15 protein-coding genes and 1 pseudogene are annotated in these 12409 nt (G+C 74.7%); 9 read left to right on the top strand and 7 right to left on the bottom strand.

The annotated features are described in order from the left end of the window. Positions 1-77 precede the first annotated feature (77 nt). Positions 78-1391 (top strand): NAD(P)-binding domain-containing protein, encoded by a 1314-nt coding sequence (locus ADY01_RS24370; RefSeq protein ID WP_049577713.1) that lies wholly within the window; start codon positions 78-80, stop codon positions 1389-1391. Here the strand turns inward: ADY01_RS24370 and ADY01_RS24375 are convergent. Beyond that, positions 1381-2028 carry an FMN-dependent NADH-azoreductase gene (locus ADY01_RS24375; protein WP_049577715.1) on the bottom strand — a complete coding sequence of 216 codons (648 nt, stop codon included), beginning with the start codon at positions 2026-2028 and terminating at the stop codon, positions 1381-1383. The two genes, ADY01_RS24370 and ADY01_RS24375, sit on opposite strands and share 11 nt — an antisense overlap. 211 nt (positions 2029-2239) lie before the next feature. On the opposite strand from ADY01_RS24375, the pseudogene ADY01_RS40820 reads away from it, so the two are divergent. From ADY01_RS40820 to ADY01_RS24390, 3 genes and pseudogenes are all read left to right on the top strand, one after another. Continuing rightward, positions 2240-2548 (top strand): annotated as a pseudogene (locus ADY01_RS40820) (winged helix-turn-helix transcriptional regulator); the annotation flags it as partial. An 86-nt stretch (positions 2549-2634) separates the two neighbouring features. Beyond that, entirely contained in the window at positions 2635-3426 is a 792-nt protein-coding gene (locus tag ADY01_RS24385) for a hypothetical protein (RefSeq protein WP_049577718.1), read from the top strand. Positions 3427-3455: 29 nt separating this feature from the next. Further along, the gene (locus ADY01_RS24390; RefSeq protein ID WP_049577721.1) at positions 3456-3791 is read left to right on the top strand and encodes a rhodanese-like domain-containing protein; all 336 of its coding nucleotides are present in this window, start codon (positions 3456-3458) and stop codon (positions 3789-3791) included. Here the strand turns inward: ADY01_RS24390 and ADY01_RS24395 are convergent. Genes ADY01_RS24395 through paaA form a run of 6 tightly spaced genes read right to left on the bottom strand, consistent with a single transcriptional unit; the run spans position 3788 to position 8522 of the window. Then, positions 3788-4951 carry an aminotransferase class I/II-fold pyridoxal phosphate-dependent enzyme gene (locus ADY01_RS24395; RefSeq protein WP_049577724.1) on the bottom strand — a complete coding sequence of 388 codons (1164 nt, stop codon included), beginning with the start codon at positions 4949-4951 and terminating at the stop codon, positions 3788-3790. The genes ADY01_RS24390 and ADY01_RS24395 overlap by 4 nt on opposite strands. Positions 4952-4992: 41 nt before the next feature. Continuing rightward, positions 4993-6042, bottom strand: coding sequence for a 2Fe-2S iron-sulfur cluster-binding protein (locus ADY01_RS24400; protein WP_049577727.1), 1050 nt, complete (start codon positions 6040-6042; stop codon positions 4993-4995). Then, a complete protein-coding gene (paaD, locus tag ADY01_RS24405) occupies positions 6042-6584 on the bottom strand; it encodes a 1,2-phenylacetyl-CoA epoxidase subunit PaaD (protein ID WP_049577745.1) in 543 nt (180 codons plus the stop codon). The genes ADY01_RS24400 and paaD overlap by 1 nt, the downstream gene beginning before the upstream one ends. Next, the gene (paaC, locus tag ADY01_RS24410) at positions 6581-7285 is read right to left on the bottom strand and encodes a 1,2-phenylacetyl-CoA epoxidase subunit PaaC (protein ID WP_078900565.1); all 705 of its coding nucleotides are present in this window, start codon (positions 7283-7285) and stop codon (positions 6581-6583) included. The genes paaD and paaC overlap by 4 nt, the downstream gene beginning before the upstream one ends. After that, entirely contained in the window at positions 7282-7572 is a 291-nt protein-coding gene (gene paaB / locus ADY01_RS24415; RefSeq protein WP_049577729.1) for a 1,2-phenylacetyl-CoA epoxidase subunit PaaB, read from the bottom strand. Before paaB ends, paaC begins: the two co-directional genes overlap by 4 nt. Further along, positions 7569-8522, bottom strand: a complete 954-nt coding sequence (gene paaA, locus ADY01_RS24420; RefSeq protein ID WP_049577732.1) for a 1,2-phenylacetyl-CoA epoxidase subunit PaaA — start codon at positions 8520-8522, stop codon at positions 7569-7571. Before paaA ends, paaB begins: the two co-directional genes overlap by 4 nt. Before the next feature lie 199 nt (positions 8523-8721). On the opposite strand from paaA, the gene ADY01_RS24425 reads away from it, so the two are divergent. The 5 genes from ADY01_RS24425 to ADY01_RS41635 all read left to right on the top strand — a co-directional run. After that, complete coding sequence (locus ADY01_RS24425) at positions 8722-9522, top strand: DUF5819 family protein (RefSeq protein ID WP_063784335.1); 801 nt, start codon at positions 8722-8724, stop codon at positions 9520-9522. Then, entirely contained in the window at positions 9519-10799 is a 1281-nt protein-coding gene (locus ADY01_RS24430) for an HTTM domain-containing protein (RefSeq protein WP_049577735.1), read from the top strand. The genes ADY01_RS24425 and ADY01_RS24430 overlap by 4 nt, the downstream gene beginning before the upstream one ends. Next, a complete protein-coding gene (locus ADY01_RS24435; protein ID WP_049577738.1) occupies positions 10796-11536 on the top strand; it encodes a TrmH family RNA methyltransferase in 741 nt (246 codons plus the stop codon). The genes ADY01_RS24430 and ADY01_RS24435 overlap by 4 nt, the downstream gene beginning before the upstream one ends. Before the next feature lie 55 nt (positions 11537-11591). Continuing rightward, positions 11592-12020: a hypothetical protein gene (locus ADY01_RS24440; protein WP_049577739.1), complete on the top strand. Its 429-nt coding sequence runs from the start codon at positions 11592-11594 to the stop codon at positions 12018-12020. A 4-nt stretch (positions 12021-12024) separates the two neighbouring features. Beyond that, a partial coding sequence (locus ADY01_RS41635) for a hypothetical protein (RefSeq protein WP_063784336.1) occupies positions 12025-12409 on the top strand: 385 nt, incomplete at its 3' end.

Raw genomic sequence — 12409 nt, forward strand, 5'->3', positions numbered from 1 at the left:
GGGCCGGGGAGCGGACCGGGGGCGACAGACACGACCGACACGACAGACAACGGACGAGAGAAGAGGGACGTGGCGCGATGCATGACCTGGTAGTGGTGGGCGCCGGACCGTACGGACTGTCGATCGCCGCGCACGCCGCGGCGGCCGGGCTCGACGTGCGGATCCTCGGGCGGCCGATGGCCTCCTGGCGGGACCACATGCCCGCGGGCATGTTCCTGAAGTCGGAGCCCGGCGCCTCGAACCTGTCCGACCCGGCGGGCGAGGACACGCTCACCGCCTACTGCGCGGGCCGGGGCCTGGCCGCCGAGCACGGCGGCGCGCTGCCGATCGACACCTTCACCGGGTACGGCCTGTGGTTCGCCGGGCGGCTGCCGGTGGAGGTGGAGGAGCGCGAGGTCATCGGCGTGGTGCCGGAGCGCGACGGCTTCTCGGTGACGGCCGGCGACGGCCGCCCGCCGCTGCGGACGAGGACCGTCGCCATGGCCGTCGGCGTGCTGCCGTTCGCCTGCCGCCCCGGTGCGCTGCGCGGACTGCCGACCGCGCTGGCCAGCCACAGCAGCGACCACCGCGACCTGAGCCGTTTCCACGGCACCGACGTCGCCGTGGTCGGCGCCGGGCAGGCGGCCCTGGAGACCGCGGCCCTGCTGGCCGAGGCGGGCGCCCGCCCCACCGTGGTGGCGCGCGCCGGCGCGTTGCGCTGGAACGCGCCCCCGCGCCCGCTGGGGCGCCGCTCCCTCGCGGCGCTCACCGCCCCGCACAGCGCGCTCGGCACCGGCTGGCCGAGCTGGGTCTGGTCGGAACTGCCCTGGGCGGTGCGCCACCTGCCGGCCGCCATGCGCGTGCACATCGCGCAGACCGCGCTCGGCCCGGCGGGCGCCTGGTGGCTGCGCGAACGGTTCGAGGCCGCCGTGCCCGTGCTGCTCGGCCACCGGCTGCTGCGCGCCGCGCCCGCGCCGGGCGGCGGGGTGCGGATCGAGGTGGCCACGGCCGAGGGCGACGGCGGCCTCGACGTGCTGGAGACGGGCCATGTGATCGCGGCCACCGGCTTCGTGCCCGACCTGCGCCGGCTGACCATGCTCGACCCGGCGCTGCGCGAGGGGATCGCGACGGTGCGGGGGACGCGCGCCCCGGCGCTCGGCGCGGGCTTCGAGTCGAGCAGTCCCGGCCTCTTCTTCGCGGGCCTCCCGGCCGCGCCCACCTTCGGCCCGGCGATGCGTTTCGTGCACGGCGCCACGTTCACCGCCGAGCGCCTCGTGCGGGGCGTGCGCCGCAGGCTGCGCTCCACCCCGTGCGCCGTCGCGGGAGCGCGCGCGGGCCGCGGGATGGTCCCGCGGCCCGGTGGCGTTCGGCGGACGCTGCCCGGGAGACCCGGGCAGCCCGTCAGGCGGTGAGCAGGGTCGCCAGCGTCTTGGCCCTGTCCTTGGCGTCCTCGTGGGCCCTGGCCTGCGAGGCGTCCGCCAGCTCGATCAGCGGCGCCATCGCCGGGACGGAGCGGGCCAGAGTCAGCTCGGGGACGATGAAGTGCGCGTCGAGGTGGAGCTGGTCGGCGAGTACCCACGTCAGGTACGGGTGGATGTAGTCGTGGCCCTCGTTGGGTGAGCCGGGGCCGTACCCGCCGCCGCGGCTGGCCACCACGGTGACCGGCTTGCCCGCCACCGAGCCCTCGGGCCCCGCGGTGCGCCCGACCTGGATCACATGGTCGAGCCATGCCTTGAGCGTCGAGGGAATGCCCCAGTTGTACATGGGCGCGCCGAGCAGCACGAGGTCGGCCGCCTCCAGCTCCGTGATCAGCTGCTCACGCAGGGCGTACGCCGCGTGCTGGTCCGGGGTCCGGTCGGCGGCGGGGACGCTGCCCGCGAGGAACGTCTCGCTGTCCAGGTGGGGCAGCGGGTTCGCGGCGAGATCGTGGTAGATCACCGTGCCCTCCGGGTGCTGTGCCTCCCACTCGTTCCTGAAGGTGGTGGCCACCGCACGGGAGACCGAGCGGTCGCCGTTCAGCGAGGAATCGATGTGCAGAAGCGTGGCCATGAGGATTCTCCCTGGGTAGATTAGGAACTAAGAACTTCTACGTCCCTAGTAATACCACAGCAGCTTACTTTTCTGCACTGCCAGCTTCGTCGGGCCGCTCCAGTAGGGTGGAAACATGCTCGAAGCACAGGGAAACCGGGACAAGACGCTCCTGGGCGACGCCGCCGAGGGCGGTGCCGACGGCCTGTGCACCGAGCCCGACTCGGCCGTGATGCACGTCTTCGCGCTCCTCGGCAAGCGCTGGACCGGCGTCCTCCTCGCCGCACTGATGAGCGGGCCCGGCCACTTCACCCAGCTCAAGCGCGCCGTCCCGGGCATCAGCGAGCGCATGCTCTCCGACCGGCTCAGCGAACTGGTCGCCCAGGGCCTGGTCAGCCGCACCGTCCAGGAGGGGCCCCCGCTCCGCGTCAGCTACCGGCTCACGCGCGCCGGGGAGGAGCTGCGGCCCGCGCTGGTCGAGCTCACCCGCTGGGCCGAGGCCCACCTGGAGGGCGCCGCGGGGAACTGCCCGTCCGAGTTCCACGACCCGCCGCCGGTCCCGGACGCCGCCGCCCCCTCGCCGCCCGCGGCGCGGCCGGCCCCGCCGGCAGGGCCTACGCTGTCCGGGTGACGGACGACCAGCACGAGGTGACCGACCGGCTCGACCGCGCGGTCCGCGCCGCCGAGACCGCCCTGATCGAGTTCGAGATCGCGGTGGAGACCTTCCGCATCGAGGTGGAGAACTTCTCCCGCCTGCACGAGAAGCGCCTCGGTCCGCTCTACGCCCGCCTCGAGGAGCTGGACGCCGAGATCGCCGAGGCCGTCGCCGCCCGCACCGGCGACCCCGAGGACCAGCGGCGCGCCCGCGAGGCACGGGCCGCCGTGTCCCCGATGCCGCAGGTCGCCGAGCTCTTCCAGGGCTGGCTCGACGCGGACGGCTTCAGCCCCGAGGGCTACGCGATGCTCACCCAGCAGTCGGTCCAGGAGCCCGCCCGCGTCCGGCCCGGCGAGGAGGCCCGCAAGGTCTACCGCGAGCTGGTGCGCACCTGCCACCCCGACCTGGCGGTCGACCCCTCGGAACGCGACCGGCGCGACGCGTTCCTCTCCCGCGTCAACCAGGCGTACGCCCGGGGCGACACCGACGGGCTGCGCGCCCTCGCCGAGGAGTGGGAGCGCGGCGACCCCGGGCCCGAGGCCCCGCTCGGCCGGGTCGAGGAGCTGTACGCGCGCCTGGAGTGGCTGGCCCGGCGCAAGGAGCTGCTGGCCGACGCGGCGAAGGCCCTGGAGGACAGCGCGATCGGCTCGATGCTCGCGATGGCGGGAGCCGACCCGGACGGCATGCTGGCCGAGATCGCCGAGGGCCTGCGGCAGCGGGTGGCCTCCCGCGAGGCCGAACTGACCGGCCTCCTCGCCGACTAGGCCGGGCCGGGGCCCGTTAGGGTCGGGGCATGAGCTTCTCACTTCCCACGGTGACCCCCGACGCCGTGCCCACCGCGGCGCCGCTCCTCGACGTCCGTGAGGACGACGAGTGGGCCGCAGGACACGTCGAGGGCGCGCTGCACATCCCGATCGGCCAGGTCGTGGAGCGGATCGGCGAGATCACCGAGCACGCGGGCGACCAGCGCCTCTACATCCTGTGCAAGGTCGGCGGGCGGTCCGCGCAGGTCACCGCCTACCTGGCCCAGCAGGGCATGGACGCGGTGAACGTCGACGGCGGCCTCCACGCCTGGGAGTCCTCCGGGCGGCCTCTGACCAGCGAGAGAGGCGACCCGTTCGTCCTCTAGGCTCCCTCGGGGCGGGAGGCGGTGAGGGCCGCGAAGCGGTCCACCGCGTCGGCGAGCGACCTCTCGCGGCGGCAGAACGAGAACCGCACCAGCCACGGCGTCGTGTCCACGCCCTGCTGGAACGCCGAGGTCGGGATCGCCACCACCCCGGCGCGCAGCGGCAGTTCGCGGCAGAACCGCAGCCCGTCCGTGAAGCCCCAGGGCCTGATGTCGGCCTGGAGGAAGTAGCCGGCGTCCGCGCGGTAGGGGCTGAGCCCGGCCTCCTCCAGGCCCGCGGCCAGCAGGTCCCGGTGGGCGGTCAGCGTCCGCCGCAGCCCGGCCGCCCACCCCTCGACCGCCCCGAGCGCCCGCGCGAGCGCCTCCTGGTAGGGCGCCCCCGAGGTGTAGGTGAGCCACTGCTTCACCGACCCCACCACGGCCACCAGGTGCGCGGGTCCGGTGACCCAGCCGACCTTCCAGCCCGTGACGTTGAACGTCTTGCCCGCCGACGACACCGTCAGCGTCCGCTCCCGCATCCCCGGCAGCGTCGCGATCGGCACATGCCGCGCGCCGTCGTACACCAGGTGCTCGTACACCTCGTCCGTGACCACCGTCACGTCGTGCTCGCGGCAGATCTCCGCGATCCGCTCCAGCTCGTCCGGGGTGAACACCTTGCCCGTAGGGTTGTGCGGGGAGTTGAGGACAAGGAGCCGGGTCCGCCCGTTGACCGCGGCGCGCAGCGCGTCCGAGTCCAGCACGAAGCCGTCGCCGTCGATCGCCAGCGGCACCGGCACCAGCCGGGCTCCCGAGAGCCTGGCCCCCGCCGGATACGCGTCGTAGCACGGGTCGAACGTGACGATCTCGTCGCCGGGACCGGTCAGGCCCAGGCAGGCCGAGGCCAGCGCCTCGGTGGCGCCCGTGGTCACCAGCACCTCGTCCCCGGGGGCGTACTCCAGCCCGTAACGCGCCCGCTGGTGCGCCGCGACCGCCTCGCGCAGGGCGGGCACGCCGATGGCGGGCGGGTACTGGTTCCGGCCGTCCAGCACCGCCTGGGCCACCTCGGCCAGCAGCACGGGCGGCGAGTCGAGCTCCGGTACGCCCTGGCCCAGGTTCACCGCCCCCGTGCGGTGGGCGAGCTCGGTCATCTCGGTGAAGATGGAGGTCTCACTGGCGCGGCTCATCCCCCCACGATAGGACGCGCCCCGGCGCGGGGGGACGGCGCTCAGGCGTCGAAGTCCAGAGCCACGCGGCCGGTCAACGGCCGCGCCTGGCACGCCAGCACGTACCCCTCGTCGAGCTCGTGGTCCTCCAGCGCGAAGTTCCGGTCCATGCGCACCTCGCCGTCCGTGAGCAGCGCGCGGCAGGTGCCGCACACCCCGCCGCGGCAGGCGTAGGGCGCGTCCGCGCGGTGGCGCTCCACGGCGGCGAGCAGCGTCTCGCCCGCCACCACCGGCCAGGTCGCGCGGCGCCCGCCGAGCGTGGCCGTGAGGGTCGCCTCCGCCGCCGTCCCGCCCCGGGCGACCGGCGTGACCGGCGCGACCGGGGGCGCCGCCCCGGCGTGGAACAGCTCCGTGTGCACGCGCCCCCGTTCCACGCCCAGCGCGCGCAGCGCCGCGCGGCCCGCGCCGATCAGCCCGGCGGGCCCGCACAGGTACCAGTCCGCCACCTCCGGGACGTCGAGCAGCGCGGGCAGCAGCGCGCGCAGCCGCGCCTCGTCGAGGCGGCCGGAACCGAGACCGGCGTGCCGCTCCTCGCGGGTGAGGGCGTGCAGCGCCTGGAAGCGGCCGGGGTGGCGGTCCTTGAGGTCGGCCACCTCGTCCAGGAACATCGCGCTGGCCGCGCTGCGGTCGCTGCGCAGCAGCGTGAAGCGGGCCGTCGGCTCGGCGGCGAGCAGCGAGGCGGCCATGGACAGCACGGGCGTGATGCCGCTGCCGCCGGTGACCGCCGCGAAGTGCCCGGGGCGCGGCGGCAGCGTGAACCGGCCCGTGGGCGGCAGCACCTCCACCGTGTCCCCCGGGGCCAGCGTCCGCGCCGCATGGGTGGAGAACGCGCCCCCCGGGATGTGCCGCACGCCCACCGTCAGCGCCTCCGCGCCCACGGGGCTGGAGATGGAGTAGGTGCGGCGCGCCTCCCCGTGGCGGACGGTGAGGTGCTGGCCCGGGACATGGGCGAACGTGGCGCGCAGCGCGGCGGGGACCGCGAGGGTGAGCGCCACCGCGTCGTCGGCGGCGGGCGCGATCCGGGCGACGCGCAGCGGGTGGAACCGGAACATCACCGCTCCTTCACGTGGTGGAACGGCTCGCGGCAGGCGGCGCAGCGGCGCAGCGCCATGCACGCGGTGCCGGAGAAACGGCTGAGCAGCGCGGTGTCGGCGCTGCCGCACCGCGGGCAGGGGACCGGCCGGGTCAGCGGCACGAGAACGGGTCCCGGCGCGGCGCCCGCGGGTCCCGAGGGGCGCGGCGGGGCGATCCCGGCCTCGGCGAGCTTGGCGCGGCCCGCCTCGGTGATGTCGTCGGTCGACCAGGGCGGGGCCAGGACGGTGCGGACGGTGACATCGGTGACGCCGCGCGCGGCGAGCGCCCGCCGGATGTCCTCGCGCATGACCTCGACGGCGGGACACCCCACATAGGTGGGCGTGAGCTCCACCTCGACGCGCCCGTCCGCCGCGCGCGCGACCCGGCGCACCACCCCCAGGTCGGCCAGCGTGACCACCGGCAGCTCCGGGTCCTCCACCCCGCCGACCACCTCGCGCAGCACACCGAGCGGGAGCGGCTGCGGGGGGCGCGGGGGCGCGGCCCGGCCGTCGCGGCTCACCACGTCGCGCCGGGGTGAGCGCGGTGGAGGTGCCGCATCGTGGAGAGCACACCGTCCAGGTGGGGGGAGTGGTCCCCGGCGCGGCGCGAGCCGGGAAGCGGGGCGGGGACCGGCGGGGGCGCCAGCGTCGCCGCGGTCAGGGCGGAGGTGACCTCGGCGGTCCACGCGCGCCGCAGGCCGGGCCAGTCCACCTCGGTCAGCCCCGGAACCGGCTGGAAGAGCTCGGCGGTGAACGGCCAGAGTTCCGCGACCGCCCGCCGCGTCCTGCGGTGGCTCTCCGCGGTCCCGTCCCCGAGGCGGAGCGTCCAGGTCACCGCGTGGTCGCGGTGGTAGGCCGTCTCCGGCAGGGCCGCCGCCGCCAGCGGGGCCAGTGCCGAGGAGCCCTCCGCCAGGCGCCCGTACAGCAGTTCCTGCCAGGTCGAGAAGAACAGCTGCCGCACCACCGTGTGCGCGAAGTCGCCGTTCGGCTGCTCCACCAGCCGCAGATTGCGGAACGCGCCCGCCTCGCGCCCGTACGCCAGCTCGTCCTCGTCGCCCACGAGCGTCAGCAGCGCCCGCGCCTGGCCCAGCAGGTCGAGCGCGAGGTTGGCCAGCGCCACCTCCTCCTCCAGCACCGGCGCGTTCCCCGCCCACTCGGCCAGCCGGTGCGACAGCACCAGCGCGTCGTCGCCCAGGGCGAGCGCGGCCACCTCCGTACTCACAGGTGCCGCACCCCCTCCGGCACCTCGTAGAACGTGGGGTGCCGGTACGGCTTGTCCCCGGCCGGGCGGAAGAACGGGTCGCGCTCGTCCGGGGAGGAGGCCGTGACCGCCGCCGCCGGGACCACCCAGATCGACACACCCTCGCCGCGCCGGGTGAACAGGTCCCGCGCGTTCCGCAGGGCCAGCTCCGCGTCCGGCGCGTGCAGGCTCCCGGCGTGCGTGTGCGCGAGCCCGCGCCGGGGCCTGACGAAGACCTCCCACAGCGGCCACCCCGTCTCGCCGCTCATGCCGCCACCTCGTGGCCGCCGGCGTGCTTCGCCGCGTACGCCTCCGCCGCCTCGCGCACCCAGGCGCCCTCCGCGTGCGCCGCGCGCCGGCGCCCGATCCGTTCCTCGTTGCAGGGCCCGTCCCCGCGCAGCACGGCGTGGAACTCGTCCCAGTCGATCGCGCCGAAGTCCCAGTGGCCCCGCTCCTCGTTCCACCGCAGGTCGGGGTCGGGGAGGGTCAGCCCGAGCGACGCGGCCTGGTCCACGCAGATGTCCACGAAGCGCTGGCGCAGCTCGTCGTTCGAGTGCCGCTTGATCTTCCACGCCATCGACCGGGCGCTGCGCGGGGACGCGTCGTCCGGCGGGCCGAACATCATCAGCGAGGGCCACCACCAGCGGTCCACGGCGTCCTGCGCCATGGCGTGCTGCTCCGGCGTGCCCCGGCTGAGCGTGTGCAGCAGCTCATAGCCCTGTCGCTGGTGGAACGACTCTTCTTTGCAGATGCGTACCATTGCTCGGGCGTAGGGTCCATAGGAGCAGCGGCACAGCGGCACCTGGTTGGTGATCGCGGCGCCGTCCACCAGCCAGCCGATCGCGCCCACGTCGGCCCAGGTCGGCGTGGGGTAGTTGAAGATGGAGGAGTACTTGTGGCGCCCGGCGTGCAGCTTGTCGAGCAGCTCGTCGCGGCTGACGCCCAACGTCTCGGCGGCGCCATAGAGATAGAGGCCGTGGCCCGCCTCGTCCTGCACCTTGGCGATGAGAATCGCCTTGCGGCGCAGGGACGGTGCGCGGGTGATCCAGTTCGCCTCGGGCTGCATGCCGATGATCTCCGAGTGCGCGTGCTGCGCGATCTGCCGTACCAGCGTGGCCCGGTACTCCTCCGGCATCCAGTCCCGGGGCTCGATGCGCTCGTCCCCGGCGATGGCCGCCTCGAAGCGCTCGCGCGCGCGCCCCTGTTCCGCCTCTGTCATCTCCCCGCTCGCCTCCGTGCCCTCGCCCGCGTGGGGTCCGCCCGCCGTTCCGGCGCAACTGCCGGACCGGCTCCGGGATCAGTGCCCGACCGACCGTTCGGTTCGATGGTGATCCGGCGGCACCGGCGTGTCAAGGCGGCGGGGGGACGGGTACGGTGCTCGGGTCACAGCGAGAGCAGTCCAGGGGGAACGGGCGGAGATGCTGCCATCCGAGACGGCGCCTGAAAAATCCGAACGCGACGACGGGACAGGGCCGCCGCGCGGCCCCGGCGCGGAGACACCGACGGAGTCGATCCGCCTCGGCTCCCTCTCCCTGCCCTCGCGGATCGTCATCGCGCTCGCGGTCGGCGGCCTGGCCGCCTTCGTGGCCTGGCACATGGCGATGGTGTTCCTCTTCGTGGCCCCGGACAACACGCTCAACGAGGACCACCGCGACACCGTTCGCGGCTATATCTACCCGGAGTTCGAGCAGAACTGGAAGCTGTTCGCGCCCAACCCCCTCCAGCGCAACGAGGAGGTCCACGTCCGGGCCGAGGTCGTCGAGGAGGACGGCACGCGGCGCACCACCGACTGGATCGACCTCACCGAGGCGGACATCGAGGGCATCAGGCACCACCTGCTGCCGAGCCACACCTCGCAGAACCTCATGCGCCGCGCCTGGGACTTCTACACCGCGTCGCACGACGAGGACGGCAACCCCATCGGCGTGCGCGGGCAGCTCTCGGAGAGCTACGTGCACCGGATCGCGCTCCAACGCCTCGCGGACGACCACGGCATGGACCTCTCGACCGTCGACCGCGTCCAGATGCGGTCCTCGTTCACCCGCGTCCCCGCGCCCGAATGGCGCGACGAGGACATCGACACCTCGACGTACTACGACGAGCTCGGCTGGTGGGTGGTGACCACCGAGGACCTTCCGCAGGGCGCGATGGCGCTGGGCCCGGACGGCGCGGACACGGACGCCGACGCGGACACGGACGCGGAAGGAGCGCGGCGATGAGCATCCCCGCACAGCGGTCGGGCGACACGGCCGCCCCCGGATCCCCGCCCGCCGGGGCGCCCTCGCCGTTCCGTGGCCTGGGCCGGACGTTCGACGCGGCGCTCGCCCGCGGCGTCGGCAACGTCACGCGCCGCGCGCTCGGCCCGTACCAGACGGCGATGGTCCGCATCGGGTTCGCGGTCACCGTGCTCGGGTTCCTGCTGCACGAGTGGCCCAACCGGCACGAGATGTACGGCCCCGACAGCCCCTGGGGCTTCGACCTGGCCACCGAGTTCGTCGACAACAACGGCGCGTTCACCGTGCTGCTCTGGTCCGGCTCCACCACCTGGTTCGAGCTGGTCTACCACCTCACCATGCTCGCCAGCGTCGCCATGCTGCTGGGCTGGCGCAGCCGCACCAGCTCGCTGGTGTTCATGCTGGGCGTGCTCTCGCTCCAGAACCGCAGCGTCTTCCTGGGCGACGGCGGCGACAACGTCATCCACCTCATGGTGATGTACCTGGTGCTCACGCGCTGCGGCCAGGTCTGGTCGCTGGACGCCCGCCGCCGCGCCCGCCACCCGGACCGCAGGCCGACGGACGACCGCGTGGGCGTCGCCCTCTGGGCCGTCCTCGGCGCCGTGCTGCTGGTCGCGCTGCTGACGGGCAAGATCGACAGCCCGGTGTGGAGTCTGTTCCTCGGCGGGATGTGGCTCGTCCAGGGCTACTGGTGGCTGATCCGCCGCTTCGCGCCCGGCGAACCGCGCATCGTCTCGGACGTGATCGGCAACCTCGTGCACAACGCGGCGCTGCTGGTGATCATGGCCGAGGTCTGCGTCATCTACGCCACCGCCGGCTGGTACAAGATCCAGGGCACGCGCTGGCAGGACGGCACCGCCGTCTACTACCCGATGAACCTGGACTACTTCAACGTCTGGCCCGAGCTCAGCGAGTTCCTCGCGGGGAGCGGCCTGATCATCACCGCCCTCACCTACGGCACGGTCATGGTGCAGGTGGCGTTCCCGTTCGCGCTGTTCAACCGCCGCGCCAAGAACGTGCTGCTGGTCCTGATGATGGGCGAACACGTCGGCATCGCGCTGCTGATGGGCCTGCCGTTCTTCTCGCTGGCGATGATCGCGATGGACAGCGTCTTCCTGCCCACCGTGTTCCTGCTGTGGATGGGCTCGCGCACCGACCACCTGCGCGCCCGGCTCATGCGACGGCGCTCCACGCCCGCGGACGCGCAGGCGCCGCCCGCGCCGGCGGAGCAGCCGTCCCCGGCCTGGGCGGCCAAGGGGTGAACGGAGCCGGGACGGGCGGCGCCCTCGGGCGGTGGCGCGAGCTGGCCGCGGGGGACGCCGTCCTGCTGGACGGCTTCCACGCGGTCAAGCACGCGCTGCGCTTCGGCGCCGACGTCCCCCTGGCGTTGGCCGCCGACCGGGAGGGCGCGCTCCGCCTCGCCGGGCGGCTCGCCCCCGACCTCGCCGACCGGCTGGCCTCCCTGCTCACCCCGGTGGCGCCCGCGGCGCTGGCCGGGCTGCTGGAGCGCCCGCACCCCACCGGGGTCGCGGCGCTCGCCGTCCCCGCGCGCCGCGTGCCGGCGCACGGCCCGGCGCCCGTCGTCCTGCTGGACAACCCCCGCCACCTCGGCAACATCGGCGCGGTGATCCGCGTGGCCGCGGGCGCCGGGGCGCGCGGCGTCCTCACCACCGGCACCGCCGACCCCTGGCACCCGGCCGTGCTGCGGGCCGCCGCCGGGCTGCACTTCGCGACCGCCGTGGACCGCGTCGACCCGGCGGCGGGGCTGCCACCCGGCCCTCTCCTCGCCCTCGACCCGGCGGGCACGGACCTCCGCGCCACGCGGATCGAGGACGGCGCGGTGCTCGCGTTCGGCTCGGAACGCGCCGGGCTCTCGCCGGAGGTGAGGCAACGTGCCGACGCCCTCGTGGCGCTGCCGATGCGCGAGGGCGTCTCCAGCTACAACCTGGCCACCAGCGTCGCGATGACCCTCTACCACTGGCTGGCCAGAACCCGTTGACCTATGGCACTCTCGCCACTTCTGCGGGCTCGGGCGGGCGCATAGCGTCGCCCGCGTGACAAAGCTCCTGCTCAGCGCGCACGTTCTCGCCGCCATCGTGGCCATAGGGCCGGTGACCGTGGCGGCCAGCATGTTCCCGCGCCAGGCCGCCCCCGAGGGCGGCAACGCGACCCTGGCCGCCGCGCTCCACCGGATCTGCCGCGGCTACGCGGTGCTCGGCGTCGCGGTCCCCGCCTTCGGCCTGGCCACGGCCGTCGCCATGGACGTGCTCACCGACGCCTGGCTGATCGCGTCCATGATCCTCACCGCCGTCGCCGCCGCCGTGCTGGTCGGCGGGGTGCTGCCCGCCCAGCGCGCCGCGCTCGACGCCCCCGACACCGTCCGCACGCCCCGACTCCACATGATGGCGGGCGTGTTCAACCTGCTCTGGGCGGTCGTCGTGGTGCTGATGATCGTGCGGCCCGGCTCGACCACGGGGGCGTGACGCCGTGCTGCTGCGCGCCGCCGCCGCGGTGGAGGCGGCCAGCCTGGCGGTCCTGCTGCTCAACCTCGCGACCCTGCACGCCGAAACGGTCTCCTCGGTGACGGGCCCCGTGCACGGCGCCGCCTACCTGGCGGTCATCGCCGCCGTCGTCATGGACGAGCACGCGCCGCGGGCGGCGCGGTGGCGGGCCTGTCTCCCGGGCGTGGGTGGCCTGTTGGCGCTCCGCACGCCCCGCCGCGCGCCCCACCCCCCCCGCCGCTTTACCCAGCACGTCGAGCGAGCCGAGCCCGGCGAAGAACTCGCCCACCCCGGCGGCGTGGGTGACGTCGAGTTCCACGCCCGGCGGCTCGGCGCCGAGCCCCGCGACCGTCACCTCGTCGCCCTCGCCC

The sequence above is a fragment of the Streptomyces sp. SBT349 genome (assembly GCF_001083795.1).
GTDB lineage: Bacteria > Actinomycetota > Actinomycetes > Streptomycetales > Streptomycetaceae > Streptomyces.

Bases quoted from the DNA above. Each gene is read 5' to 3' on its own strand.
- ADY01_RS24370 (WP_049577713.1), top strand. From the start codon at position 78: ATGCATGACCTGGTAGTGGTGGGCGCCGGACCGTACGGACTGTCGATC.
- ADY01_RS24375 (WP_049577715.1), bottom strand. From the start codon at position 2,028: ATGGCCACGCTTCTGCACATCGATTCCTCGCTGAACGGCGACCGCTCG.
- ADY01_RS24390 (WP_049577721.1), top strand. From the start codon at position 3,456: ATGAGCTTCTCACTTCCCACGGTGACCCCCGACGCCGTGCCCACCGCG.
- ADY01_RS24395 (WP_049577724.1), bottom strand. From the start codon at position 4,951: ATGAGCCGCGCCAGTGAGACCTCCATCTTCACCGAGATGACCGAGCTC.
- ADY01_RS24400 (WP_049577727.1), bottom strand. From the start codon at position 6,042: ATGTTCCGGTTCCACCCGCTGCGCGTCGCCCGGATCGCGCCCGCCGCC.
- paaB (WP_049577729.1), bottom strand. From the start codon at position 7,572: ATGAGCGGCGAGACGGGGTGGCCGCTGTGGGAGGTCTTCGTCAGGCCC.
- paaA (WP_049577732.1), bottom strand. From the start codon at position 8,522: ATGACAGAGGCGGAACAGGGGCGCGCGCGCGAGCGCTTCGAGGCGGCC.
- ADY01_RS24425 (WP_063784335.1), top strand. From the start codon at position 8,722: ATGCTGCCATCCGAGACGGCGCCTGAAAAATCCGAACGCGACGACGGG.
- ADY01_RS24430 (WP_049577735.1), top strand. From the start codon at position 9,519: ATGAGCATCCCCGCACAGCGGTCGGGCGACACGGCCGCCCCCGGATCC.